Consider the following 22591-nt stretch of genomic DNA (forward strand, 5'->3'; position numbering starts at 1 on the left):
GCCAGCAGCCCCCGGTCAGGAGCCCCGGCAGGAGCCCCCGTCAGCGCGGGTGGGTCTCCTGCCAGCGCCGCATCGCGTCCTTGAGCTCGGCTCCGAGGTAGGTGAACAGCTCCGCGTCCTCGGCCAGCTGGGATCCTGCAGGGCTGCGCTGCCCGACCGCCTCGGCGCCGGACCTCAGCACGCTGGACCACAGGTCCAGGACCTCCAGCCCGCGCACCATGTAGCCGGCCCACATGCCCCGGTCCAGCACGAAGTGGTCGCGTCTCGACCCGCGCTCCCGGGTCCGGCGCACCAGGGTCAGCTGCTCGAGATATCGCACCGCCCCGGACACCGCCGCCGGGCTGGCCTGGAGGGACTGGGACAGCTCGCTCGACGTCGCCCTGCCGTCGTCCAGGGTCAGCAGGTGCGCCAGCACGCGAGCCGACATCCGGGGCATGCCCGCCGACGCTCCGACATCCGCCAGCCGGTCCACGAACTCGTCTCGTGCCCTCATGTCTGTCACAGCCCCACACTACCCGAAGCCTTCAACTCATACATATGTAACTGAGACTTCACAAACATCTGAATGATAAGTAGTGTCGAGTCATCGGTCCGTTCCCGGACCTCTAGGGAGAAGTCAGCAATGAGCGGTGACGAGATCACCCCAGCACCAGCCATCGAGGTCGTGGACCTCACCAAGACCTTCGGCCCCACGACCGCGCTCGACGGTCTCTGCCTGACCGTCGCCACAGGTCAGGTCCACGGCTTCCTCGGGCCCAACGGCGCCGGCAAGTCCACCACGATCCGGGTCCTGCTCGGCCTGCTCCGCGCAGACTCCGGGGCCAGCCGCGTCCTCGGGATGGACCCGTGGCAGGACGCACCCGCCCTGCACCGGCGCCTCGCCTACGTCCCCGGAGACGTCAGCCTCTGGCCCGGCCTGTCGGGCGGCGAGGCCATCGACCTGCTCGGGCGGGCCCGCGGGGGCCTGGACCCGCGGCGCAAGGCCGACCTGCTGGAGCGCTTCGAGCTCGACCCGCGCAAGCGGTGCCGCACCTACTCCAAGGGCAACCGGCAGAAGGTCGCCCTCGTCGCCGCCCTCGCCTCCGACGTCGAGCTGCTCCTGCTGGACGAGCCGACGAGCGGCCTCGACCCCTTGATGGAGCGCGTGTTCACCGACGAGATCCGCGACGAGCGTCAGCGCGGCAGGACAGTGCTCCTGTCGAGCCACATCCTGTCCGAGGTCGAGCTCCTCTGCGACCACGTCAGCATCATCAAGGCCGGCCGCATCGTCGAGTCCGGCACCCTCGCCGACCTGCGGCACCTCACCCGCACCCAGGTCACGGCGGTGGTCGAGCACCCCGAGATGCTCGACCACGGCAACCTCTCCGTCATGCCCGGGGTTCACGACCCCGTCGTCGAGGGCGACCGCCTCACCTGCCAGGTGGACGACCACGCCCTGTCCGACCTGCTGGCGCGCCTCGGCCCGCTCGGCGTCCGCGCCCTCACCAGCACGCCCCCCACGCTCGAGGAGCTCTTCCTGCGCCACTACGAGGGGGCCGAGCGATGAGCACCGCCACCCTCCCGCCGCGGCACCGCACGCAACGGACGCCGCGCCAGGGCCGTGGCGGCGACACCGCGATCACCGGCACCTCGCTGCTCGCGCGCGCGCTCGTGCGCCGGACCCGCTGGTCGTGGCTCGCCTGGATCGTCTGCCTGGTCGCGATCTTCCCCGCCACGGCCGGCGCCTACCGCCAGTCGGTGCCCGACACCGCGGCGGGCGCCGAGATGGCGCGCACCCTGGCCGCCAACCCGACCATGCGGGCCATCCTCGGTCCGCCGTTCGACCTGTTGAACGTCGGCCCGTTCGTCATGTGGCGGGTCGGCACCTTCGCGATCGCGCTCGCCGGGATCATGGCGATCCTGGGCGTGGTCAAGGGCACCCGCGCCGAGGAGGAGGACGGTCGCCTCGAGCTCCTGCGGTCGGGAGCCGTCGGTCGGCACGCCCCGCTCGCCGCGTCCGCCCTCGTCTCGCTCGCCGGGTGCGCAGCCGTCGGGCTGCTGGCCGGTGCCGCGATGGCCGGTCCCAGCGGCGACGTCATCGGGTCGGTCGCCCTCGGCCTCGCGGTGGGACTGGGTGCCGCGGTGTGGGTCGGCGTCGCCGCGGTCGCCGCGCAGGTCACCGAGTCGGCGCGAGGCGCAAGAGGTCTCGCCCTCGGAGCGCTGGGCGCGGCATACGGCCTGCGAGCCGTCGCCGACGGCTCCGACCCGATGATCACCGGGCTCCAGTGGGCCAGCCCGCTGGACTGGCCGGCCCTGTCCCGACCGTATGCCGACGAGCGCTGGCTCGTCCTGCTGCTGCCGGCCGCCCTCACGGCTGCCCTGGTGGCCCTGGCGTTCGTCCTCGAGGGACGGCGAGACCACGGCGCGGGGCTGCGACCGGCTGCCCTTGGGCCGGCCGACGCCTCGCGCTCCCTGCGCGACGCCCCGTCGTTGACCTGGCGGCTCGACCGCACCACCGTCGTCTCGTGGTCGATCGGGCTGGCGATCTTCGCCTACGGCATGGGGACCCTCGCGTCCAGCCTCAGCACGCTGCTCGCCGACAACCCCGTGCTCGCCGAGCGATTCCGCAGGATGGGCGCCGGGGCGCAGGACCTGCAGGACGCGTTCTACGTCGCCATGATCGGCATCCTCGTGCCGATCGTCGCGCTGCTCGCCCTGCAGCTGTTCGGTGTCCTGCGCCGCGAGGAGGAGCGCGGCCACGCCGAGCTGCTCCTGTCGACGGCGGTCTCCCGCCCGCAGCTGCTCGTCAGCCACGTCGCCGCAGCCGTGCTCGTCCCCACCCTCGTCCTGGTCGGGCTCGGCTTCTTCATGGCGCTGCCGCAGGTCGTCGCCGGCGACGGGCTCGGTCTCGCCGTCACCCTCGCCGGGGCGGGCCTGGCCCAGCTGCCCGGGGTCCTCCTCGTCCTGGGGCTGGCCGTCGCCCTCCACGGCTGGTTGCCCCGGCTCGGCCTGGTTCCCTGGCTCGTCGTCGGCTGGTCGCTGGCCATGTCCTGGTTGGGGGAGGTGATGGGCCTGCCCGAGGCGCTCGTCCGAGCCACGCCGTTCGCCCCGCTCCCCCGCCTGCCCGTAGAGCAGCTGGCGTGGACGCCGATCGTCGTGAGCCTGCTCGTCGCCCTGGCCCTGATGGCCGTCGGCCTGGTCGGCTACCGGCGGCGGGACCTGTCAACCGGATGAACTCTGAGTGAACCCCCCTGCCCCTGCGGGGCGAAGTCCGACAGCATGGCGTCCCACGGGCATGACCAGCACGGACATCGCCCCGGGGGGCACGACGGGCAGGGGGACCCGCATGAAGCGCATGGTGGGCGTGGCGCTGGCTGCGCTGCTGGCGGTGGGGGTGGTGCTCGCGGTCGTCCTCGGGCCCCGGATCGGCCGGGACGACCCGGGGGCGGGATCCGGCAACGGGGCGGGAGCTGCCGGCGCGACCACCTCGGGGCTCAGGACGGTCCGTGGCGCCGTGGGGTCCGAGAAGGAGGCCTTCTTCCGTGACGCCACGGTGCGTCAGGCCTTCGCCCGGCACGGGCTCGACGTCCAGGTGACCCCGGTGGGATCACGTGACATCGCGGCCATGACGGACCTGGCCACCTACGACTTCGCGTTCCCCTCGTCGGTCCCGGCGGCCGACCGGATCCGTCGTGCAGGCAAGTCCAAGGGCACCTACTCCCCGTTCTTCTCGCCCATCGCGGTGGCGTCCTACCGACCGATCGTGGACGTCCTGCGCCGCCAGGGCATCGTCACCAGCGGGCCGGGAGGCGCCCAGACGATCAGCATGGCCAAGTACTACGCGCTGGCGCAGAAGGGCACCCGCTGGGACCAGATCCCCGGCAACGACGCCTACCCCGCCGGCAAGAACGTCCTCATCACCACCACGGACGTCCGGCGGTCCAACTCCGCCGCGATGTACCTCGCCCTCACCAGCTACGTGGCGAACGGCGGGCGCGTGGTCCCGTCCTCGACGGCCGCGGCCCAGGTCGTGCCCAAGGTGTCGCCGCTCTTCCTCGACCAGGGGTATGTCGGCGGGTCGAGCGAGGGACCCTTCGAGGACTACCTGTCGGCCGGCATGGGCAAGACGCCGATGGTGCTCATCTACGAGTCGCAGTTCCTCGACCGCCAGATCCGCAAGGACGGCTCGATCACCCCCGACATGGTCCTGCTGTATCCCACCCCTGACGTGCTGTCCAAGCACACGCTGGTCGCCCTGGGGGACACCGGGAGCCAGGTCGGCCGCCTGCTGACCTCGGACCCCGAGCTGGTCCGGGCCGCCGCCCGCTACGGCTTCCGGCCGCAGCAGCGCGCCGTGCTCACCTCGGTGCTCAAGGAGGCCGGGGTGGCGCCGCCCCCCGACCTGGTCGACGTCATCGAGCCCCCGACCTACGAGGTGCTCGAGTCGCTCATCACCGGCGTCGAGAAGCTCTACGGCTGAGGGGGATCGACGATGCACCGGTTCCATCGCGCAGCAGGCACCGCCGCCGTCCTCGTCGTGGGCGTCGTCGGCTCGCTCGGTCTCGCGGCCTGCGAGTCCACGCCGGACCGCACCGGGTCGACGGCCAGCGCCTCGTCGGCCTCCGCCGCCGACCCCTCGACCCTGCGCGTCCTGGCGGGATCGGAGGTCAAGGACATGGCCCCGATCCTGGAGGAGGCGCGGCAGGCCACCGGAGTCACCGTCGAGCTCCACTACGCAGGCACCCTCGACGGCGCCGAGCAGGTCGCCTCCGGCGCCGCGGGCCGGTCGTACGACGCCACCTGGTTCTCCTCCAACCGCTACCTCGGGCTGCTGCCCGGCGGCAACCAGGCGCTGGCGTCCTCGACCAAGGTCATGGCCTCCCCCGTGGTCCTCGGCGTCCGCCCCGCCAAGGCCACCGAGCTCGGGTGGGACCGCACGCCGCCGACCTGGGCGCAGATCTCCCAGGCCGCCGCGGCCAAGAAGTTCACCTACGGCATGACCAACCCCGCCACCTCCAACAGCGGCTTCTCCGCGCTGGTCGGTGTCGCCACGGCGCTCGCCGGGGGCGGATCGGCGATCGACGGCCGACGGGTCGCGGCCGTCAAGCCGCAGCTGACCCAGTTCTTCTCCGGGCAGAGGCTTACCTCGGGGTCGTCGGGCTGGCTCGCCGAGCGCTTCCTGGAGCAGAGCGCGAACGGGCAGAGCGGCTCCGGCGGCTCGAGCCGGTCCGTGGACGGACTGATCAACTACGAGTCGGTGCTGCTGGGCCTGGGCGAGGGCGAGAGCACGGCGTCCAGCCGGCTCACCCTCGTCCGCCCCAAGGACGGGGTCGTGTCAGCCGACTACCCGCTGTCCCTCCTGACCACGGCCCAGGCCAAGCGCGGCGCCTACCAGAAGCTCGCGGACTGGCTGCGCACCCCGGACGCCCAGCGGGCGATCATGCAGCGCACGCACCGTCGACCCGTCGTGCCGGGCGTGCCGCTCGACCCCGCCTTCGGTCGGCAGCTGCTCGTGGAGCTGCCGTTCCCGGCCCAGCGCAGCACCGCGGACGGGCTCATCGCCACCTACCTCGACGAGGTGCGGCGACCCAGCCAGACGATCTACGTCCTGGACGTGTCGGGGTCCATGAACGGTGACCGGATCACCCAGCTCAAGCGCGCGTTCGCCACCCTGTCCGGGCAGGACGTGACCGGCACCGAGCAGTTCACGACCTTCCGCCCCCGCGAGCGGGTGACCGTGATCCCGTTCAGCGACGAGGCCCGACAGGCCGAGTCGGTGCAGCTCGACCCCCGTGACCCCAAGGCTCAGCTCGGGGCCATCAACCGTGAGGTCTCGGCGCTGCAACCCGCCGGGGGCACGGCGATCTACTCCGCCCTGGACCGGGCGTACCAGACGGCGCGCGAGCAGGTGCGGGCCAACCCCGACACGTTCACGTCGGTGGTGCTGATGACCGACGGCGAGAAGACCGCAGGGATCGACGCGGCGCAGTTCCTGCGCACGTATGACGGCCTCCCGGACGAGGCGAAGGCCGTCCCGACGTTCACCGTGCTCTTCGGGGAGTCCGACGCCGACGAGCTGCGCGAGATCGCCACCCGCACGCACGGCAAGGTGTTCGACGCCCGCACCTCGTCGCTGCCCGCCATCTTCAAGGAGATCCGTGGCTACCAGTAGGTCCGAGAACCTCGGCTCCCGGTTCGCCCGCTACCTGGGCTCGACGCGCAACATCGTCGGGTCGGTCGCAGCCCTCGGCGCGCTCGGCGCCACCGTCCCCACGGGCGTCGCAGGACCGGTGTGGCCCCTCGTGGTCGCGGGGACCTACGGGATCGGGGCGCTGCTGAGCCCGCGCGAGCGCGCCAGCTTCGCGCCGTCCGGGTTCGCGTCGACCCGGGCCCAGGCCGCGGAGCTCCAAGGGCACCTCGCCGAGCTCGGAGCGCGCGTGCGCCGCTACGACAATCGCCTGCCCGACGACGTGCTCACGGCATACGGCCGGATCGAGGAGGGGCTGTCCGAGGTGCTGGTCCGCGCGGACTCGCTCACCGCGGAGTCCGACCGGTTCTTCGTCGTCGGCCGCATCGTCGACGACTACCTGCCGGCCGCGCTCGAGACCTATGCCAACCTGCCGCGGTCCTTCGCCATGCGGCACCGCGCCGAGGGGCGGCGGACGGCCCACGAGGAGCTCCTCCACCAGCTCGGCATCATCGAGACCCAGATCGAGCAGATCGCCGCGGCCATCTATGCCGGTGACGCGGAGACGCTCGCCGCCAGGAGCAGGTTCTTGGAGGATCGCTTCGCGGACTCCTCGTTGCGGCTCCCGCCCCGCCCGTAGCCGCCTCGCCGGCGCTGGGAGATAAAGCCGTCGAGGCTCAGGACGCAGGCGACCGGGCCCCCCGTGAAGGACCCGGCCGGGCGCCTCCCCCTCGCGCGCCCGACCGGGCGTCGTGCTGGGAAGCCCGGTTCTTGGGATAGGTTACAACACTTGTTGTGCCGATAATGGGTACATGCCCGATCGTCGTACCTCCGTGCTGGAGGCCGCCATCCAGCTCCTGGCCGAGGGCGGCGCCAAGGGGCTGTCCCACCGCTCCATCGACCGGGCGCTGCGAATCCCGTTGGGCAGCACCGCGAACTACTTCCCGACGCGGCAGTCGCTGGTGGACGCGATCCTCCTCCAGATCGAGGCGCGGGACCTTCAGGCGTACTACCCGATCGCCCCCGGATCCGATGTCCACGATGCGGACGTCCTGGTCGACTTCCTCGTGGAGTTCATCCGCGTGGCCGCGCTCGAGGACGGCGGGATCCACACCCGCGCCCGGCTCGCGCTCGCCTCCGAGGGGGGCGTCGACCTGTCCGAGCACCGTCGCCGCCAGGTCAGCGGCCTGGCCGAGCTGGTGGAGGCGGTGGGCACCCCGGCGCCCTTCCGGGTCGCGATGACGGTGTCGGCGCTCATGGACGGGACGATCCTCCACCTGATGACGGGTCAGGTCGAGCTGGACCCGGCCGCCACCCGATTCGCGCTCCACCAGCTGCTCAGCCACTGACCCTCGCCCCGCGCGCAGACGCCGGCCGGCACGGCCCTAGGCTCGGCGCATGACCGCGTCACCCGGCCGCCGCATCGGCCTGCTTCCCAAGATCATCATCGCCATCGTCCTCGGCATCGTCTGCGGGCTCTTCTTCCCCGACTGGCTGACCCGGGTCTTCGTGACCGTCAACGGACTCTTCGGCAACTTCCTCGGCTTCGTCATCCCGCTGATCATCCTCGGGCTCATCGCCCCGGCCATCTCCGAGCTCGGCGCCGGCGCCGGCAAGTGGCTCGCCATCACCACGGCGATCGCCTACGGCTCCACCCTGTTCGCCGGGTTCCTGGGCTTCGGGGTGAGCATGGCGGTGCTGCCGGGTCTGCTGGCGGACAAGAAGGTCGGCTCGGTCGCCAACCCCGAGGACTCCCTGCTGGCGCCGTACTTCAAGGTCGAGATGGCTCCGGCCTTCGGCGTCATGACCGCCCTGCTGCTGGCCTTCGTGATCGGTGTCGCGCTCACCACGATCAAGGGCGACGTCATCCACCGCGGCTTCGTCGAGTTCCGCGAGGTCATCAACAAGGTCATCACCGCGATCATCATCCCGCTGCTGCCCATCTACATCTTCGGCATCTTCCTCAACATGACCGCGGCGGGCGAGACCTACAACGTCATCACGACCTTCCTCGGCGTGATCCTCATGGTCTTCGCCCTGACGGTGGTCCTCCTGCTCATCCAGTACTCCGTCGCGGGAGCCATCGCCCACCGCAACCCGCTGCGGATGCTGCGAGAGCTGCTCCCGGCCTACGCCACCGCCCTCGGCACCTCGTCCTCCGCCGCGACGATCCCCGTGACGCTGCGCCAGACCATCCGCTCCGGCGTCTCGGAGCCCGTGGCGTCGTTCGTCATCCCCCTGTGCGCGACCATCCACCTGGCCGGCTCGACGCTCAAGATCACCTGCTTCTCGCTCGCCGTGATGCTCCTCTACGGCCTCCCCATCCACACCGGGACGATCGTCGGCTTCATCATGCTGCTCGGCATCATGATGGTCGCCGCCCCGGGCGTCCCCGGCGGCGCGATCATGACGGCCACCGCGCTCCTGCAGAGCCAGCTCGGCTTCAACGCGGGGCAGGTCGGCCTGATGATCGCGACCTACATCGCGATCGACTCCTTCGGCACCGCCACCAACGTCACCGGGGACGCGGCCATCGCGCACGTCGTCGACACGCTCGCGCGACGCGACCGCCGCCGCCACGGCGAGCCTGACCTCCACGACGGGACGGCTCTCGCCTGACTCAGGTCGAGCCCCGGCGCCCCGCGTCGGCGAAAGGGCCCCCGAGCACGCTGCTCGGGGGCCCTTCGACGTCGCCGGGGCAGCGTCAGTCCGCGGCGACGGCCAGCAGACCGCCGGTGATCGCGACGTTGGACATGAAGTGGTTGCGCTCGACGAAGGCCTTGCGCGGGTCGTCCATCGACCAGAACGCGTGGCCCGCGACGTTGGTGGGCTGCAGCAGGGCCGCGAGCGCGAGCGCCGAGGCACGCGGCGCGATGCCCAGGGCCAAGGACGCACCGCAGGTGATCATGGCGGCGCCGTTGAGCCGCACGAGGTCGGCCGGGGCGGCGAGGTCGGGCAGCCCGTAGCGCTGCCGGGCCGCGTCGAGCAGCCCGCCGGTGTAGGTCTGGTCCTTGAGCTGGTTGAGACCTCCCATGACGAACAGGGAGCCCAGCATCAGACGGGCGGCGGCCTTGACGGGGTGGATCATCGGGAGCCTCCGGGAGGTCGGGGTGCGTGGGGTCCACGCTACTGCGCAGCCGTCCCTGCCCCCATCGCGCCTGAGAGGATGAGGCATGACCGAGCTGCCCGTCCTTGACCTGCGACGGGCGCGGGTGGTGGTCCCCGCGCCGGGCGACGGCCCCGGGAGCTGGGCTGGGGCCGCCACGGGGCGAGCGCGGCACCCGGGTCACGGCCTGGCTGGGTGACGACCCGCTGACCGTGACCTACGACGGGCGACCGGACGCACGCCGCGAGCGCCTCACGCGACTCACGTGGCCCCGCGGGTCCGACAGCTCACATGTCTCCAGCGCCTCGACCGCGGCGCGGTGCTGGTGGGGGCCTCAGGCGAGCTGGAGCGTCGCGACGCAGGTGGGGCTCGTGCCGTCGGTGGCGAAGGGTGCCTTCACCGTCTTTCCGCCATACGCCACCGTGATGGTGCCGGTGACGTCGCGGGGCAGCCAGAAGCCCACGAACCCGTTGGCGTAGGTCGTGACCTGCTCGTCCACGAGGGCCTTGCCGTCCGCGTCGGTGATGGTGACCTTCATCGTCTTGTCGGCGAGCTCGCCCTGGCAGCCGGTGAGGTGGTGGTAGAAGCACTCGTGCGTCTGCGAGACGTAGGGTGCCATGGAGAGGTAGAAGGAGTCGCTGGGGATCGGCAGCGCGGCGGTGGCGCCGGAGGGGTCGGTCAGCTGCAGCTCACCCTGGCGGACCGAGCCCTTGAGCCCCTTGGCCTTGTCGTCCTGGGTGCGGTCCAGCTCGGACACGATCGCCTTGACGTCCTTGCCGGCGAGACCGTTGCGGGCCAGGAAGGCCTGGGCGTCACCGGCCCCCGCGCCGGATCCCTGGGTCGACCCCGACGCTGACGACGACGCAGCCGCGCTGGGGGTCGCGGCCGCGGCGTTCTGGGAGGAGGAGTTCTGGGCGGTCTGGCTCGAGCAGCCCGCGAGGGCGAGGGCCAGCGAGAGGGCGGCGATGGTGAGGGCTCGGGTGCGCATGGGGGCTCACGCTCCTAGGGGTGGATGCGCCGGGGGCGGTCGAGACTCCATGGTCTCAACCGCCCCCGGCCGCTCGCGCACCGGCCCCCGCATCAGGCGTGCGGGTGCCCCTGCACCTTGTCGACGAGCTTGACGCCCTCGACGTCGACGTCCGGCACGATCCGGTCGAGCCAGCGAGGCATCCACCACGCGCGCTCGCCGAGCAGGTGCATGACGGCGGGCGTCAGCGTCATCCGGATCAGGAAGGCGTCGATGAGGACGCCCAGGGCCAGGCCGAAGCCGATCGGGCGGATCATCGTCAGCTCGGCGTGCACGAAGCCCGCGAAGACCGACACCATGATGATCGCCGCCGCCGTCACGACCGCGGCCGCGTGGCTGAAGCCCGTCCGCACGGCCCGGCGTGCGTCCTCGCCGTGGACGTGGGACTCGCGCATCCCCGAGACGAGGAACATCTGGTAGTCCATCGCCAGGCCGAACAGCACCCCGATGAGCAGGATGGGCAGGAAGCTGAGGATGGCGCCGGGGTTGGTGACCCCGAAGATCGACCCGAGCGTCCCCTCCTGGTAGACGGCGACCACGCCGCCGAACGCCGCGGCCAGCGAGAGCAGGAAGCCTCCGGTCGCGATGAGGGGGACCACCACCGAGCGGAACACCATGAGCAGCAGCACCAGCGACAGTCCGACGACGATCAGCAGGTAGGGCGGCAGCGCGTCGGCGAGCTTCTGGGAGATGTCGATGTTGGCGACGGTCTGCCCGGTCACCTTGACGTCGGCCCCGGTGACCTCCTTGATGAAGGGCGCGTCCTCGCGGATCTGGTGGACGGCGTCCACCGTCGCCTGGTCGGCCGGGCCCTTCTTGGGGATGGCCTGGTAGACCGCGGTGCGCCCGTCCTTGCTGAGGCCGGCGGGCATCACGCTGACCAGGCCGGAGTTGAGCTTGAGAGCCTCGGCGACGTCGAGCTGGCGGTCCTTGGCGGCCAGCTCGTCGAGCCCGGCGGGCAGCGTGGCGACGGCGACGATGGGTCCGTTGGCGCCCTCGCCGAACTTCTCGCCGATGGTGGCGTAGGCCTGGTAGCCGGTGGACGACTGAGGCTCCGACCCCCCGTCCGGGAGACCGAGGCGCAAGCCGGCGGCCGGGGCAGCCAGGAAGGCCACGAGAGCCAGACCGGCCACGATCGCGGGCCAGGGGTGACGCGTGACGATCGCCCCCCACCCACGGTCGGCGTGCTCGGCGTCGCGCGGGTGCTCGTCCGTCAGGGACTCGCCGCGGGCGTTGAAGCCGTGCTTGCGCCACGTCCGCCGCGGCAGCATGCGGTGGCCCGCGAGCGACATCAGGGCCGGCAGCAGGGTGAGGTTGATGAGGACGGCGCAGGCCACGGTCCCCGCCGCGGCGAAGCCCATGGTGCCGAGGAAGCCGATACCCGTCACGGCGAGCGCGGCCAGCGCGATGAACACCGTCATCCCCGCGAAGGTCACGGCGTTGCCGGCGGTCCCGACGGCGAGCGCGATGGACTCGGTCCGACCCATGCCGGTCTTGAGCTGCTCGCGGTGCCGGTTGACGATGAAGAGCGCGTAGTCGATGCCGACGGCGATACCGATCATCAGGCCGAGGGCAGGTGTCACGGAGTTGAGCTCGACGACCTTGCTCAGCGCCAGGGTGGCGCCGGTGCCCAGCGCGACCCCGCCGATGGCCATGAGCAGGGGCAGGCCCGCCGCGACGAGGGTGCCGAGCATGACCATCAGGACGATGGCGGCGATGACGATGCCGATGATCTCGCCGGGGCCGATGACGCTGGAGACGTCCTCGACGAGCTCCTTGCCGAAGTAGGTCTTGACGCCGGTCTTGGCCAGCTGCCCCTCGATGGCCGTGACCTGCTGCCGCTGCTCGGGGGAGACGCTGTGGATCTCGTCCTTGAAGCGCACCTGCGTCATGGCGGCGGTGCCGTCCGCGGAGACGAACCTCGTGTCCTTGGTCAGGGCGACCTCGCGCTGACCGAGGGCCAGCTCGCGCTTGCCGCGCTCGAGCTGGGCGCGTCCGTCGGCGAGCTGCTTGGTGCTGGCCGCGAGCTTGGCCCGCGCGTCCGTCAGCTGTTGGCCCTTGAGCAGCCCGAGCCTGGCGGCCCCGTCGACCTGACCCTGACCCTTGGCCAGCTCGGCCTCGCCGGCGCGCAGCCTGCTCTCGCTGGCGTCGAGCTGCTTCTGGCCGTCGGCCGTCTTGCGCTGCGCCTCGTCGAGCTGCTTCTGCGTGGCGAAGGGGTCGATGGCGTCCGCCACCTGCGGGAGCGCCTCCCAGTCGGTGACGGCCTTGGCGACGGCGGCCTGCTGGGCGGGGGTGAAGCGCCCGGACTCGGTGCGGAAGACGACCGTCCCGATACCGCCCGCCGCGTCGGGGATCTCCCGCTTGAGGGTGTCGAGGGTCTGCTGGAACTCCAGCCCTTCGACGGTCATCGTGCTGCTGAGGGGCGTCCGGAAGGCCGCGGCCGCCCCGGACACACCGCCGAGCAGCAGCAGCCAGGCGATGATCACGGCCCAGGGCTTGCGGGCCGAGAAGAGGCCTAGGCGATAGAGCAGGGTGGCCATGTGTCGGTCGCTCCGATCGGTGGGTGGTGCAGCGTTGGTGGGTGCAGCGTCGTGGGTGTCAGCAGGTCAGGATCGTGGGGCGAAACCGTCGGCGAGATGGCTCATCGCCTCGACGAGGAGGGAGCGGAGGCGGGCGACCGAGGCGTCGTCCGCGTGGCCGCGATCACCGTCGTCGACGTGCTGCTCGTCCGCCCAGGCGTCGACCGCCACCCGCCCCGCGGCCATGATCATGGCGGCCTGCACGTGGACGTGCAGGGGCGGGGTGTCCTCGGGGAGCCGACGCCCGAGGGACTCCGCCATACGGCCCTCGGCGTAGTCCCACACCTGGCGCTCGACGGTCATCGCGGGACGGGTGTCGCGGCAGAGAACCATGACCTCGACGAGCTGGTGGAGCTCGCCGGGCACCACTCCCTGCGTGAGCGCTTCGACAGCCGCCTCGGGGACCGGCTCGTCGAGGGGACGCTCGTCGAAGGCGGCGAGGGCACGCGCCACGAAGTCCGTCGCGGGCACGGACAGGACGGCCTCGGTGGTCGGGAAGTAGTTGAAGAAGGTCCGTCGGGACACACCGGCGCGGTCGGCGATCGCTTCGGCGCTCAGTGCCTCGACACCGGACGCCCTCGAGATCTCCAGCGCCGCGTCCACGAGGGCGGCCCGGGTCTCTCGCTTGGCGACGTCACGGCGGTTCTCCACGGCCCAACCCTATGCTCGTTGCACCCAGTGCACCAAATGCACAGCGTGCACCCACGGATCAGGGCCGAGAGGCTGTAAATCAGCCGCGAAGCTTCCCAGTCATAGGGGCGAGCTGGTCGAGCATGCCGGCGAGCTCGGCCGGGCGCCGGTCGAGCGGGGCCAGGCCGTCGTCGCCGAAGTCGGTGAACAGCCCGAGCGCGACCTGAGCCCGAACGCCGACCATCTGGAAGTTGGCGACCGAGGTGCGCCAGTGCTCGACCGCACGGACACCGCCGTCAGCGCCGTACGACACGAAGCCGACCGCCTTGCCGATCCACTCGCCACCCAGGCTGTCGAAGGCGTTCTTGAACGCGCCCGGCACCGAGTGGTTGTACTCCGGGGTGACGAAGACGAAGCCGTCGCAGGCGTCGATCGCCTGGCTCCAGCGCGTGACCCGCTCGTCGTCGTACTGCCTCTTGGCCGCGCCGGGGACGGCGGCGCTGGTGAGCAGCGGGACGTCGAAGGCCTTGAGGTCGATCAACTCGTAGTCCGCGTCGCCGCGAGCCTGGGCGCCCTCGAGCACCCAGCGGGCGACGGCCTCGGCCTTGCGGCCCTCGCGGATGGATCCGATGATGATGCCGATCTTCACGGTGCGCTCCTGGTAGTGGGGTTGATCCGTCAACCAGTGTGGCAGCCGAGGCACCTCCAGCGGGGGTCGTCAGCGCGCGTCCATCCCCCAGCCGTAGCTGACGAGGGGTGCGACCTCGCCGAGCACGTCGGCCAGGTCTGCCGGCACGGAGACGAAGTGGAACGGGGCGGGCCCGCGCCAGTGCCACACCTCGGCAGCGAAGGAGACCTCGACCGGATCCAGCAGCATGCGCTCCATCCCGCGAGCCTACGGAGGGTTGCGGTCGATCGGCGTCCGGTGCCGTGGGGGTGGCCCTCAGCGGCGCAGGTCTCGCGGCAGCTCCTCGAGCAGTCGCAGCCAGAGCTCGCTGGCGGTGGGATAGCTGGGGACGGCGTGCCGCAGCACCGACACGGGGACCCGGCCGGTGATGGCGATGGTCGCCGCGTGGAGCAGCTCTCCCGCGTCCGGACCCACGAAGGTCGCACCCACCACCGTCCTGGAGGCGCGGTCGACGACGAGGGAGGCTGTGCCGGAGGCGTCGTCGCGGAGGAGGGCCGCGCCGGCCGCCCCCGTGAAGGGGACCTCGACGACCTCGACCTCAGCCTCGCCGTAGCGCTCCCGGGCCTGGGCCGCCGTGAGGCCCACCCAGGCCACCTGCGGATCGGTGAACACCACCTGCGGCACGGGCACCTCGTCCGGCTCGGGCTCGGGCTCTGCGCCGGTGGCGCGGGCGGCCAGCCGCTGGCCGAGGACGCGGGCGCGGTACTTGCCCCAGTGCGTGAGCGGCGCCTCCCCGCTGGCATCGCCCACAGCCAGGAGCCAGTCCAGCACCTCTCCCCGGCTGCCGTCCGAGGACGAGCTCGTATGACGGAGAAGGGCGTCCGCGTCCAGCCCCACCGTCTCGAGCCCGACGTCGTCGAGGCGCGGGCGTCGTCCCGTGGCGAGCAGCAGCTCGTCGGCCACCACCTCCTCGGCCTCACCGTTGATGAGGCGAACGGTCCCGCCGTGGACGCGGCCGAGGCCCGTGTCCTCGGCGTCGTCACGGCGGCACTCCGTCACCTCGACGCCCAGGCGCACGTCGACGCCGGCCCCGCGCAGGGCCTCGAGCACGGCGTCGGACGCGAAAGGCTCGGCACCGCCGAGCAGCCGGTCGCCGCGGACCAGCATCGTGACGCGCGAGCCCAGGGCCGCCATCCAGGTCGCGGCCTCGCACGCGACGACACCGCCACCCACGATCACCAGCCGTTCCGGCACCTCCACCACGCCCGTGGCGTCCCGAGAACCCCACGGCTGGGCGGCGGCATACGGCTCGGGCACGACGGGGCTGCTGCCGGTGGCGATCACGACGGCGTGGCGGGCGTGCAGCACCAGCGGCGCCTGTCCCTCCCGCGCGACCTCCACGGTGCGGGAACCGGTGATGCGGCCATGTCCGCGCACCACGTCGATGCCCGCGCCCTCGGCCCAGTCGACCTGCCCCGAGTCGTCGTAGTGCGACACCCACTCGTCCCGCCGCGCCAGCAGCGCCGTGACGTCGAGGTGGGGACGGGCCACACCACCGAGGTGGGCCGCGGTGGACGCCACCTCGATGGGTCGGAGCAACGCCTTGCTCGGCATGCACGCGTAGTAGGAGCACTCGCCTCCCACCAGCTCGCGCTCCACCAGGACGGCCGTCAGACCGGAGTCCTCCGTGGCGTACTGGGCGATGTTCTCGCCCACGGGGCCGCCCCCGAGGACGACGACGTCATAGGTCTGGTCGGCGCTCATGCCCCCAGTCTGCCCGTGCCCGGCGTCCTACCACGGTCTGACGAGGTGTCGACCTGAGGCCGATGCCGCCGACCTCGGCCTCTGGCGAGTCTGGGGGCATGGCACACACCACCCCGCACCCTCGCCGAGGCCGCCGAGGCCGTCGAGTCCTGATCCGCCTCGGTGCGTCCCTCCTCGTTGTCTCCCTGCTCGCGCTCCTGGCGATCTGGCAGCTGGGCCCCCGCTACGGGCTCTACCTCGTGCCGCCGTCCCCGGCCGCGTACGCCGACGACGCCCTGCAGAAGATGGACCAGGGCTACTACGCGCAGGGCCCGGCGTGGGAGGCAGCGCGAGCCAAGGCCGTGCGCGACACCCGGGACGCGTCGAGCCATGCCGACACGCTGCCCGCGCTGCGGGAGGCCGTGGCCGTCGCCGGCGGCAGGCACTCGAAGATCTTCCCTGCGGGCGAGTCGCTGTCGTCCTTCGACAAGGACCGCCCGCTGCCGACCGTGACGCGGACCGGCCCGGTGACCACGATCACCGTCCCCAAGGTGAGCGCCGAGGACCAAGGCTTCCAGCAGCGCTACGCCAAGACCCTCACCCACGGGATCGCCGGCGCCGACGCCGCCACGACGTGCGGCTGGATCGTCGACACCCGCCACAACCACGGTGGCGACATGCGCCCGATGCTGGCCGGGCTGTCCCCGCTGCTGGACGACGGCAAGATCGCGGGCTTCGTGACGCGGACGGGCGGCACGACCGACGTGACCGTCGCCGGTGGCACGATCCGCGTGGGCGGTGCGGACGCCATGTCCGCCGAGTCGCGCCCGAAGTCCACCAAGCCCGTCGCCGTCCTGCAGGGCCCCGACAACGGCAGCTCGGGCGAGGTCGTCGTGCTGGCCTTCAAGGGCGCACCGGGCGCGCGGTCCTTCGGAGCGCCGACGGCGGGCTACTCGTCGGCCAACCAGACCGTCAGGCTGTATGACGGGACGCAGATGCTGCTGACCACCGCGCTCGACACGGACCGCCACGGCAAGACCTATGGTGGCCCGATCGCTCCCGACCAGGTCGCTCCCGTCGACACAGCCCATGAGGCAGCGCGGACGTGGCTCCAGCAGCAGTGCCGCTGATGGAGGTCAGGTGAGCAGGGCGTCCGTGGCGTCGTCCGTCGCGCCACCAAAGTAGCGCTCCAGCACAGCGGAGAAGGCCTGGTCCTGCGGGTCAGCGCGGTGGAAGAGGGTCATGGACGAGCGCAGCTTCATGGCGTCGATGCCACCCATCACGGAGTCAGCGGTCGCCTCCTGAGGCAGCGCCAGGAGCGCGTCGCAGCACTCGTGCAGTCGAGGTCCGAGGACGGGATGCGCGAGGTAGGCGCTGGCCTCGTCGAGGTCCGAGGACGGGATGCGCGAGGTAGGCGCTGGCCTCGTCGAGGTCCGCGATGCCGTAGCGGACGGCCATGCCGCTGTGACCCAGCCCGCGAACCTGGGGCAGCACGAACCACATCCAGTGGCTGGTCTTGCGACCACGGCGTAGCTCGGCCAGGGCCTGGTCGTAGGTGCCGTTCGCATCCTGGGCCTGCACGAAGCGCGAGAGGTCGTCCATGCGGACCACTGTGCCACCGGATGCACTGTGCCACCGGATGCACAGCGCCACCCGGGAGCACAGCGCCACCCGGTGCAGACCCCAGCGCCAACGGGTGCACAGCGCGGCGACTCGCTCAGGCCGTGAGGTGATGCTGCGGGTCGGGCTCTGCGGGGTCAGGTGGTTCGGGGTTGCGCGGTTCCAGGGTCAGGCCGTCCGGGGTCGGGAGGGTCGACGTCCGGTGGGCTGACCTCGTTCGGGAGGGGCTCTGACGAGCCCGATTCCGGTGGCTTGGGGCGCCAGCTCGCGCCGACGCGGGTGACGTCCCACTCCACGCGCGTCCCGTCGGGGGTGACACGGCCGGTGATGTCGTGGTGGTGGATGAACGTGTGGTGGTAGTGGCAGACCAGGGCGAGGTTGTCGAGGTCGGTCGCGCCGCCGTCGGCCCAGTGGGTGATGTGGTGCGCCTGGGACCAGGAGGGCGGGGACTGGCAGCCGGGGAAGGTGCAGCCGCGGTCGCGGACGCACAGCGCCGTGCGTTGCCAGGGCTTGGCCGTGCGCTCCGTGCGCCCGACCACCAGGGGCTGCCCGTCCTTGCCGACGTAGACCCGGGTCAGGTCGGCGCCGCACGACAGCAGGCGGGTGTCCTGGGGCAGCAGGGTGGTGCCGAGCTCGTCACGGCCGGCGACGGGGCGTTCGCAGTCGCAGTCCTGGCCGGGCAGGGGTCGACCGAAGCTGTCGCGGGCCTGGTGCTCGCACGCGCGGTGCAGCGCCTCGATCGGCAGGATCAGGGCGACCTGGGTGGAGGCGCCGAGGGGGCCGGTCTCGCCCAGTCCTGCGACCCTGGCGAACGCAGCGACCAGAGCGTCGGCGCGGCGCTGGCCCGCCGTGCGCAGGTCTCGCGCCCCGGTGTCGGGGTCGGGGCTGGGGGCGGCGAGTGCCGTGAGTGCGGCGTCGACGATCGCCTTGTCCGCAGGTGGCAGCCTCGCCTCCAGGCGCCACATGCCGTCCGCCAGGGGCCGGAATGCCGTCACGGCGCGTCGGGACTGCTGGTGCTCGTGCTCCCGGTCCTCGCTGGGGCGGGTACCGAACCGGGCGAGCATCTCGTCGTGGAACTCCCGCAGGTCTCGGCGGCTCATCGAGCCCCGGGCGAGCTGCACCGCACCCTCGACGATCGCGTCGTGCGTGGCCGGGTCGGTCGCTCCGAACAGCTCGGCGATGCACTCTGCGGCGGTGATCGCGTCCCCCGGGGTGACCTCGCCGCTCGTCATCGCGTCACGCAAGGAGGCGTGGGATGCGGGGGTGGTGGCGTCGATGGCCCGGGCGATCAGGGCGGCCTCGTTGTGCTTGACCGCGGCGCCGGCGTCCACGAGCCACTGCGCGGGGGTGCGCGAGCCGGACTCCAGCACCACGCCACGGGTCTTTGCCTCGGCCGTGGTCGCGACCAACGCCCCGCGGGCGACCACCATCAGCTCCGACAGCTCGACGGCCAGAGCGGCCAGGTCCTGACCCTGGACGGACGGCAGACCCCCACCGATCGTGCGCAGCGCGTCGAGAGCTCCGGTCAGGGAGCCCCTCGCGTCGAGCACGTCGATGTACGTCATACAGGGAGAATATCGAAAGAAGACTCGAAACTGAAGACACTTCGGAGTTATTTGTCCATGTTTGACCCTATGCGCTTGTGGACCGACGCAGCGTGATGCTCCGGACGAAACGCCGCTCGATACGACCCGAGTCGTCGTCGAGGACGGTCTCGTCCGTCGGCCGCCAGCCGGCGCGTTCGTAGGCCCGCTTGGCGCGGTCGTTGGCGTCGATGACGAGGAGCTCGAGCCGGGTCCACCTGCCGGTGCGGCCATGCTCGTCGACCGCCCCCAGGAGCGCGGGGGCGATCCCCCTCCCCCAGGCCCCCGGATCGACGGCGAGATAGAACAGCTCGAGCGCGTCCCCCCGCGGCGCCACGAGAGCGAACCCCGCGGCCACCCCGTCCGCCTCCGCGAGCAGCAGGACCGCCCCCGGCAGGGCCAGGCGCCGGCGGATGCCGACCGCCACCTCGTCGAGCGGCCGGGTCGTCGTGAGGTCATCGCGACGCGCCACCGCCTGGGACCAGATCCGAGCTGCGGCGAGCACGCCCGCATCGTCAGGTACAGCGGCGCGCACGTCGATCAACGCGCGGTCAGGGAGGGGGCGGGTCGTCAAACGGCCATGAAAGCACCGACGCCGCGACGCGCTGATCAACCCAGGTGCCGCTCCACCACGCGCAGGTCGAGCCCCTCGATCGCCTCGAAGTCGGCTGGGTTGGCCGTGTAGACGGGCAGGCCGTTGGCCAGCGCGGTGGCGGCGATCAGGGCGTCGTAGGCCCTGGCCGAGGGCTTGCGCCCGGCAGACCGCAGACTCGCCGCGATCCGACCGAACGATCTCGCCGCGGATGCATCGAAGGGCAGTGGGTCGAAGTCCGCCTCGGCCTGCTGCAGGTGTGCCTGACGCGCTGCCCGCTGCTCCGAGGTGCGCGCGACGAGCGGTCCGACCGACAGCTCCGCGAGCGTGATCGCGGTGATGACCGGCTCGTCCGGCAGGGACGCGGGGTCCAGCGAAGCCAGGTCGATGACCGCGGAGGTGTCCAGGACTCCGCGCGGGTCGGTTCCGCTCACAGGCTGGGGTCCAGGAGCGCGTCGATGTCGGCCTGCAGCGACCGGGCGTCGACGTGCGGGAGGGCTTGCCGTCGCCGCACCAGCTCCGTCGCGGTCAGACGCCGGCATGGCAGAGGCGCGACGGTAGCGACCGGTTCGCCGTCGCGCGTCACGGTCAGGCTCTCGCCCCGCGCGACGCGAGCCAGCACGTCGGCGCTGCGGTTGCGCAGGTCCCTCACCGTGACGCTGTCCATGCCACGAGCGTATCACCGGTGATACGCAACGGGGGTTCGGGGCGTTGTCGGTCGTGGTCACTAGGTTGACGGCATGACCAGCGAGCAGTGGGACGGGGAGGCCGAGACCTTCGACGACGAGCCGGATCACGGGTTGCGCGACGAGACGACGCGGGCGGCCTGGCGGGACCTGCTGCTGTCGGTGCTGCCACCGGCGCCAGCGCGGATCGCCGACATCGGGTGCGGCACGGGCACCCTGTCACGCCTCCTCATGGACGAGGGGTACGACGTCGACGGCCTGGACCTTTCCCCCGCCATGATCGAGCGGGCGAGGACCAAGGTGCCGGAGGCGACCTTCGTCGTGGGGGACGCCGCGGCACCTTCCCTGACACGCGGTGCGTATGACGTGGTCCTGTGCCGTCACGTCCTGTGGGCACTGCCGGATCCCGTCGCAGCCCTCGCACGCTGGGTGGCTCTGCTGCGCCCCGGCGGAGCGGTCGTCCTGGTCGAGGGGAGCTGGACGACGGGCGCCGGCCTCACCGCTGACGAGACGGTCCGGATCGTCAGGTCCGTCCGGGCGGAGGCCACCGTCCAGCACCTCCCCGACGCCGTCTACTGGGGCAAGGAGGTCGCCGACGAGCGTTACCTCGTCGTCAGCCGCCGGTGACGGGACAGGGTCCACATCCGGGCCGTATGTCGGGCCCCGGGGCGATAGCGTGAGCCGGGACACCCCGTCTCCCCGTGGAGGTCCCATGGAACCCCGCCAGCCCGTCCCGCCGTTCACCCGCGAGACCGCCCTGGCCAAGGTGCAGGCCGCAGAGGATGCGTGGAACACGCGTGACCCCGAGCGGGTCGCCGGCGCCTACACCGTCGACACCGTATGGCGGAACCGCGACGAGCACCTGCAGGGCCGCGAGGAGGTCATCGCGTTCCTCACCCGCAAGTGGGAGCGGGAGCTCGACTACCGCCTCCGCAAGAACCTCTGGGCGTTCACGGACGACCGGATCGCGGTGCGCTTCCAGTACGAGTGGCGTGACGCCGACGGGCAGTGGTGGCGGGCGTACGGCAACGAGCTGTGGGAGTTCGACGAGCTGGGCTACATGCGGCGGCGCGAAGCCTCGATCAACGACGCGCCCATCGACGAGAGCGACCTGCGCGTCACGCCCGGCGACGGCGACCTCCCCACCTGGTGAACGCGCCTGGAGGATCGGCCTGCGCCAGGACGGGCAGGAGCATCCCCGCCATGACCACGGTGAACGCACTGTTCTTGAGGATGTCCTCGACGGGGCTCGCGGCGGGCCAGCCGTAGCCGAGAACAAGGAGGAAGGCGAAGAAGCCGAGGATGGCGACGACAGCCACCCGAGTGCTGCGTCCACCCAGCAGGAGGCACACGCCCACCCCCACCTCCCAGGCCGCCAGCACCAGCGTCAGTCCGGCGATGTGCGGCATGACGAAGCCCTCCCACAGGTCCTCCAGGGGGCGCCACAGGGCTGTCGATCTGTAGACGGCATACCCCTCGGGTGCCGCACGCCCCTGGACCAGGTGGGCGACGCCGCCGCCGAGGAAGACCGTGGCGAAGACCCACCGGACGACGATCCCGTAGCGGCGCATCAGCTCTCCCGCAGATGGGTCGACCGGAAGTGCCGGACGTGCGCGGCGAGCATCGCCCGCGCGCGCTGCTCGTCCGCCTCGCCGGTCTCGGCCAGCTGGATCAGCGCGAGGACAGGGCCGAAGAACGACAGCGCGACCATCTCGGGGTCGAGGCCGGGACGGAGCTCGCCCGTGGCGATCAGCTCGGTGAACACCGCGCTCTGGAAGGCCACCGGCCTGCCGACCCAGTAGTCCCGCAGACGGCGGCCGATCTCGGGGTCGCGGTACTGGTTGACGACGAACAACCGGCGGAGAGCCACGAGCTCAGCATCGTGCAGCACCGCCGTGAAGAAGCCGTCGGCGACCTCGACCAGCCGCTGCTCCGTGATGCCGACATAGGCGGGCACGGCGGCCGGAGGTGAGTCGACGACGACGCCCAGCCCGCTCGCGACCGTGGCCAGGCGGGCGTCAGCGCGCTCGAGCAGGGCGTCGAAGATCTCCTGCTTGGACCCGAAGTGCTTGTAGACCGAGCTCTCGCGGATCCCGACGTCGCGGGCCAGGTCGCGGATCGACGTCCCACCCCAGCCGTCGCGCGAGAAGCGCTCCAGGGCCGCCGCGAGCAGGCGCTCCCGCGTGGGTAGCGAACGATCGTTAGCCATACGTCGACGCTAGCAGTCGCGT

The 22591-nt window shown here is 71.8% G+C and carries 27 protein-coding genes; 11 read left to right on the forward strand and 16 right to left on the reverse strand.

The window, feature by feature from the left end; translation table 11 throughout:
• Nucleotides 1-40: 40 nt before the first annotated feature.
• Nucleotides 41-493 (reverse strand): GbsR/MarR family transcriptional regulator, encoded by a 453-nt coding sequence (locus tag K313_RS0102025; protein WP_029210211.1) that lies wholly within the window; start codon nt 491-493, stop codon nt 41-43.
• A 129-nt stretch (nt 494-622) separates the two neighbouring features.
• Between K313_RS0102025 and K313_RS0102030 the strand changes: the two genes are divergently transcribed.
• The 7 genes from K313_RS0102030 to K313_RS0102060 all read left to right on the forward strand — a co-directional run bounded on the left by K313_RS0102030 (nt 623) and on the right by K313_RS0102060 (nt 8785).
• The gene (locus K313_RS0102030; protein ID WP_029210212.1) at nt 623-1546 is read left to right on the forward strand and encodes an ABC transporter ATP-binding protein; all 924 of its coding nucleotides are present in this window, start codon (nt 623-625) and stop codon (nt 1544-1546) included.
• Nucleotides 1543-3213: an ABC transporter permease gene (locus K313_RS0102035; RefSeq protein WP_029210213.1), complete on the forward strand. Its 1671-nt coding sequence runs from the start codon at nt 1543-1545 to the stop codon at nt 3211-3213. The genes K313_RS0102030 and K313_RS0102035 overlap by 4 nt, the downstream gene beginning before the upstream one ends.
• Before the next feature lie 61 nt (nt 3214-3274).
• Nucleotides 3275-4459 carry a hypothetical protein gene (locus tag K313_RS0102040; RefSeq protein WP_205621787.1) on the forward strand — a complete coding sequence of 395 codons (1185 nt, stop codon included), beginning with the start codon at nt 3275-3277 and terminating at the stop codon, nt 4457-4459.
• A 12-nt stretch (nt 4460-4471) separates the two neighbouring features.
• The gene (locus K313_RS0102045) at nt 4472-6151 is read left to right on the forward strand and encodes a vWA domain-containing protein (RefSeq protein WP_029210214.1); all 1680 of its coding nucleotides are present in this window, start codon (nt 4472-4474) and stop codon (nt 6149-6151) included.
• On the forward strand, nt 6138-6806 hold the full coding sequence (locus K313_RS0102050) for a hypothetical protein (protein WP_029210215.1): 669 nt from the start codon (nt 6138-6140) through the stop codon (nt 6804-6806). The genes K313_RS0102045 and K313_RS0102050 overlap by 14 nt, the downstream gene beginning before the upstream one ends.
• Nucleotides 6807-6978: 172 nt before the next feature.
• Nucleotides 6979-7515 carry a TetR/AcrR family transcriptional regulator gene (locus K313_RS0102055; RefSeq protein ID WP_156911097.1) on the forward strand — a complete coding sequence of 179 codons (537 nt, stop codon included), beginning with the start codon at nt 6979-6981 and terminating at the stop codon, nt 7513-7515.
• Nucleotides 7516-7564: 49 nt separating this feature from the next.
• Nucleotides 7565-8785 (forward strand): dicarboxylate/amino acid:cation symporter, encoded by a 1221-nt coding sequence (locus tag K313_RS0102060; protein ID WP_029210217.1) that lies wholly within the window; start codon nt 7565-7567, stop codon nt 8783-8785.
• Between the two features lie 85 nt (nt 8786-8870).
• Here the strand turns inward: K313_RS0102060 and K313_RS0102065 are convergent, their stop codons facing one another.
• Nucleotides 8871-9254: a DoxX family protein gene (locus K313_RS0102065; RefSeq protein ID WP_029210218.1), complete on the reverse strand. Its 384-nt coding sequence runs from the start codon at nt 9252-9254 to the stop codon at nt 8871-8873.
• An 85-nt stretch (nt 9255-9339) separates the two neighbouring features.
• Between K313_RS0102065 and K313_RS24665 the strand changes: the two genes are divergently transcribed.
• Nucleotides 9340-9471, forward strand: coding sequence for a hypothetical protein (locus K313_RS24665; RefSeq protein ID WP_275442616.1), 132 nt, complete (start codon nt 9340-9342; stop codon nt 9469-9471).
• Nucleotides 9472-9606: 135 nt separating this feature from the next.
• Here the strand turns inward: K313_RS24665 and K313_RS0102070 are convergent, their stop codons facing one another.
• The 6 genes from K313_RS0102070 to K313_RS0102095 all read right to left on the reverse strand — a co-directional run bounded on the left by K313_RS0102070 (nt 9607) and on the right by K313_RS0102095 (nt 15900).
• Nucleotides 9607-10260 (reverse strand): CueP family metal-binding protein, encoded by a 654-nt coding sequence (locus K313_RS0102070; RefSeq protein WP_029210219.1) that lies wholly within the window; start codon nt 10258-10260, stop codon nt 9607-9609.
• Between the two features lie 92 nt (nt 10261-10352).
• Nucleotides 10353-12839, reverse strand: coding sequence for an MMPL family transporter (locus K313_RS0102075; RefSeq protein WP_029210220.1), 2487 nt, complete (start codon nt 12837-12839; stop codon nt 10353-10355).
• Between the two features lie 66 nt (nt 12840-12905).
• Complete coding sequence (locus K313_RS0102080; RefSeq protein ID WP_029210221.1) at nt 12906-13529, reverse strand: TetR family transcriptional regulator; 624 nt, start codon at nt 13527-13529, stop codon at nt 12906-12908.
• Between the two features lie 79 nt (nt 13530-13608).
• Nucleotides 13609-14157, reverse strand: a complete 549-nt coding sequence (locus K313_RS0102085; RefSeq protein ID WP_029210222.1) for an NADPH-dependent FMN reductase — start codon at nt 14155-14157, stop codon at nt 13609-13611.
• 69 nt (nt 14158-14226) lie between these two features.
• Complete coding sequence (locus K313_RS22800; protein ID WP_240483918.1) at nt 14227-14394, reverse strand: DUF1905 domain-containing protein; 168 nt, start codon at nt 14392-14394, stop codon at nt 14227-14229.
• A 57-nt stretch (nt 14395-14451) separates the two neighbouring features.
• Nucleotides 14452-15900, reverse strand: a complete 1449-nt coding sequence (locus K313_RS0102095) for a dihydrolipoyl dehydrogenase family protein (protein WP_029210223.1) — start codon at nt 15898-15900, stop codon at nt 14452-14454.
• A 98-nt stretch (nt 15901-15998) separates the two neighbouring features.
• Here K313_RS0102095 and K313_RS0102100 point away from each other — a divergent pair, with 98 nt between their 5' ends.
• Nucleotides 15999-17009: a S41 family peptidase gene (locus K313_RS0102100; RefSeq protein WP_029210224.1), complete on the forward strand. Its 1011-nt coding sequence runs from the start codon at nt 15999-16001 to the stop codon at nt 17007-17009.
• Nucleotides 17010-17015: 6 nt separating this feature from the next.
• Here K313_RS0102100 and K313_RS24830 read toward each other — a convergent pair whose 3' ends face one another.
• The 6 genes from K313_RS24830 to K313_RS0102125 form a co-directional block, all read right to left on the reverse strand.
• Nucleotides 17016-17159: a DUF1810 family protein gene (locus K313_RS24830; RefSeq protein ID WP_420804894.1), complete on the reverse strand. Its 144-nt coding sequence runs from the start codon at nt 17157-17159 to the stop codon at nt 17016-17018.
• A 7-nt stretch (nt 17160-17166) separates the two neighbouring features.
• On the reverse strand, nt 17167-17481 hold the full coding sequence (locus K313_RS19725; protein WP_338021318.1) for a DUF1810 family protein: 315 nt from the start codon (nt 17479-17481) through the stop codon (nt 17167-17169).
• A 155-nt stretch (nt 17482-17636) separates the two neighbouring features.
• On the reverse strand, nt 17637-19064 hold the full coding sequence (locus K313_RS21950; protein WP_029210225.1) for an HNH endonuclease signature motif containing protein: 1428 nt from the start codon (nt 19062-19064) through the stop codon (nt 17637-17639).
• A 67-nt stretch (nt 19065-19131) separates the two neighbouring features.
• Nucleotides 19132-19617: a GNAT family N-acetyltransferase gene (locus tag K313_RS21955; RefSeq protein ID WP_338021320.1), complete on the reverse strand. Its 486-nt coding sequence runs from the start codon at nt 19615-19617 to the stop codon at nt 19132-19134.
• 74 nt (nt 19618-19691) lie between these two features.
• A complete protein-coding gene (locus tag K313_RS0102120) occupies nt 19692-20108 on the reverse strand; it encodes a type II toxin-antitoxin system VapC family toxin (protein ID WP_029210227.1) in 417 nt (138 codons plus the stop codon).
• Nucleotides 20105-20341 carry a type II toxin-antitoxin system Phd/YefM family antitoxin gene (locus tag K313_RS0102125; RefSeq protein ID WP_029210228.1) on the reverse strand — a complete coding sequence of 79 codons (237 nt, stop codon included), beginning with the start codon at nt 20339-20341 and terminating at the stop codon, nt 20105-20107. Before K313_RS0102125 ends, K313_RS0102120 begins: the two co-directional genes overlap by 4 nt.
• Nucleotides 20342-20414: 73 nt before the next feature.
• Between K313_RS0102125 and K313_RS0102130 the strand changes: the two genes are divergently transcribed.
• Together K313_RS0102130 and K313_RS0102135 are read left to right on the forward strand one after the other, a co-directional pair.
• Nucleotides 20415-20987 (forward strand): class I SAM-dependent methyltransferase, encoded by a 573-nt coding sequence (locus tag K313_RS0102130; protein WP_029210229.1) that lies wholly within the window; start codon nt 20415-20417, stop codon nt 20985-20987.
• A gap of 85 nt (nt 20988-21072) precedes the next feature.
• Nucleotides 21073-21513: a nuclear transport factor 2 family protein gene (locus K313_RS0102135; protein ID WP_029210230.1), complete on the forward strand. Its 441-nt coding sequence runs from the start codon at nt 21073-21075 to the stop codon at nt 21511-21513.
• Here K313_RS0102135 and K313_RS0102140 read toward each other — a convergent pair.
• On the reverse strand, nt 21479-21931 hold the full coding sequence (locus K313_RS0102140; RefSeq protein ID WP_029210231.1) for a hypothetical protein: 453 nt from the start codon (nt 21929-21931) through the stop codon (nt 21479-21481). The genes K313_RS0102135 and K313_RS0102140 overlap by 35 nt on opposite strands.
• The gene (locus K313_RS0102145) at nt 21931-22569 is read right to left on the reverse strand and encodes a TetR/AcrR family transcriptional regulator (protein ID WP_029210232.1); all 639 of its coding nucleotides are present in this window, start codon (nt 22567-22569) and stop codon (nt 21931-21933) included. The genes K313_RS0102140 and K313_RS0102145 overlap by 1 nt, the downstream gene beginning before the upstream one ends.
• Nucleotides 22570-22591: the final 22 nt, after the last annotated feature.

Origin of the sequence: Arsenicicoccus bolidensis DSM 15745 (genome assembly GCF_000426385.1) — a bacterium.
Taxonomy (GTDB): domain Bacteria; phylum Actinomycetota; class Actinomycetes; order Actinomycetales; family Dermatophilaceae; genus Arsenicicoccus; species Arsenicicoccus bolidensis.

Excerpts from the sequence above, each read along its gene's own strand:
- K313_RS22800 (WP_240483918.1), bottom strand. The coding sequence starts at position 14,394 with ATGGAGCGCATGCTGCTGGATCCGGTCGAGGTCTCCTTCGCTGCCGAG.
- K313_RS24830 (WP_420804894.1), bottom strand. The coding sequence starts at position 17,159 with ATGGGTGGCATCGACGCCATGAAGCTGCGCTCGTCCATGACCCTCTTC.
- K313_RS0102040 (WP_205621787.1), top strand. The coding sequence starts at position 3,275 with ATGACCAGCACGGACATCGCCCCGGGGGGCACGACGGGCAGGGGGACC.
- K313_RS0102130 (WP_029210229.1), top strand. The coding sequence starts at position 20,415 with ATGACCAGCGAGCAGTGGGACGGGGAGGCCGAGACCTTCGACGACGAG.
- K313_RS0102070 (WP_029210219.1), bottom strand. The coding sequence starts at position 10,260 with ATGCGCACCCGAGCCCTCACCATCGCCGCCCTCTCGCTGGCCCTCGCC.
- K313_RS0102045 (WP_029210214.1), top strand. The coding sequence starts at position 4,472 with ATGCACCGGTTCCATCGCGCAGCAGGCACCGCCGCCGTCCTCGTCGTG.
- K313_RS0102075 (WP_029210220.1), bottom strand. The coding sequence starts at position 12,839 with ATGGCCACCCTGCTCTATCGCCTAGGCCTCTTCTCGGCCCGCAAGCCC.
- K313_RS0102025 (WP_029210211.1), bottom strand. The coding sequence starts at position 493 with ATGAGGGCACGAGACGAGTTCGTGGACCGGCTGGCGGATGTCGGAGCG.
- K313_RS0102030 (WP_029210212.1), top strand. The coding sequence starts at position 623 with ATGAGCGGTGACGAGATCACCCCAGCACCAGCCATCGAGGTCGTGGAC.
- K313_RS0102055 (WP_156911097.1), top strand. The coding sequence starts at position 6,979 with ATGCCCGATCGTCGTACCTCCGTGCTGGAGGCCGCCATCCAGCTCCTG.
- K313_RS0102100 (WP_029210224.1), top strand. The coding sequence starts at position 15,999 with ATGGCACACACCACCCCGCACCCTCGCCGAGGCCGCCGAGGCCGTCGA.
- K313_RS0102145 (WP_029210232.1), bottom strand. The coding sequence starts at position 22,569 with ATGGCTAACGATCGTTCGCTACCCACGCGGGAGCGCCTGCTCGCGGCG.
- K313_RS0102125 (WP_029210228.1), bottom strand. The coding sequence starts at position 20,341 with ATGGACAGCGTCACGGTGAGGGACCTGCGCAACCGCAGCGCCGACGTG.
- K313_RS21950 (WP_029210225.1), bottom strand. The coding sequence starts at position 19,064 with ATGACGTACATCGACGTGCTCGACGCGAGGGGCTCCCTGACCGGAGCT.
- K313_RS0102135 (WP_029210230.1), top strand. The coding sequence starts at position 21,073 with ATGGAACCCCGCCAGCCCGTCCCGCCGTTCACCCGCGAGACCGCCCTG.
- K313_RS0102140 (WP_029210231.1), bottom strand. The coding sequence starts at position 21,931 with ATGCGCCGCTACGGGATCGTCGTCCGGTGGGTCTTCGCCACGGTCTTC.
- K313_RS0102065 (WP_029210218.1), bottom strand. The coding sequence starts at position 9,254 with ATGATCCACCCCGTCAAGGCCGCCGCCCGTCTGATGCTGGGCTCCCTG.
- K313_RS0102035 (WP_029210213.1), top strand. The coding sequence starts at position 1,543 with ATGAGCACCGCCACCCTCCCGCCGCGGCACCGCACGCAACGGACGCCG.
- K313_RS0102060 (WP_029210217.1), top strand. The coding sequence starts at position 7,565 with ATGACCGCGTCACCCGGCCGCCGCATCGGCCTGCTTCCCAAGATCATC.
- K313_RS24665 (WP_275442616.1), top strand. The coding sequence starts at position 9,340 with ATGACCGAGCTGCCCGTCCTTGACCTGCGACGGGCGCGGGTGGTGGTC.
- K313_RS19725 (WP_338021318.1), bottom strand. The coding sequence starts at position 17,481 with ATGGACGACCTCTCGCGCTTCGTGCAGGCCCAGGATGCGAACGGCACC.
- K313_RS0102095 (WP_029210223.1), bottom strand. The coding sequence starts at position 15,900 with ATGAGCGCCGACCAGACCTATGACGTCGTCGTCCTCGGGGGCGGCCCC.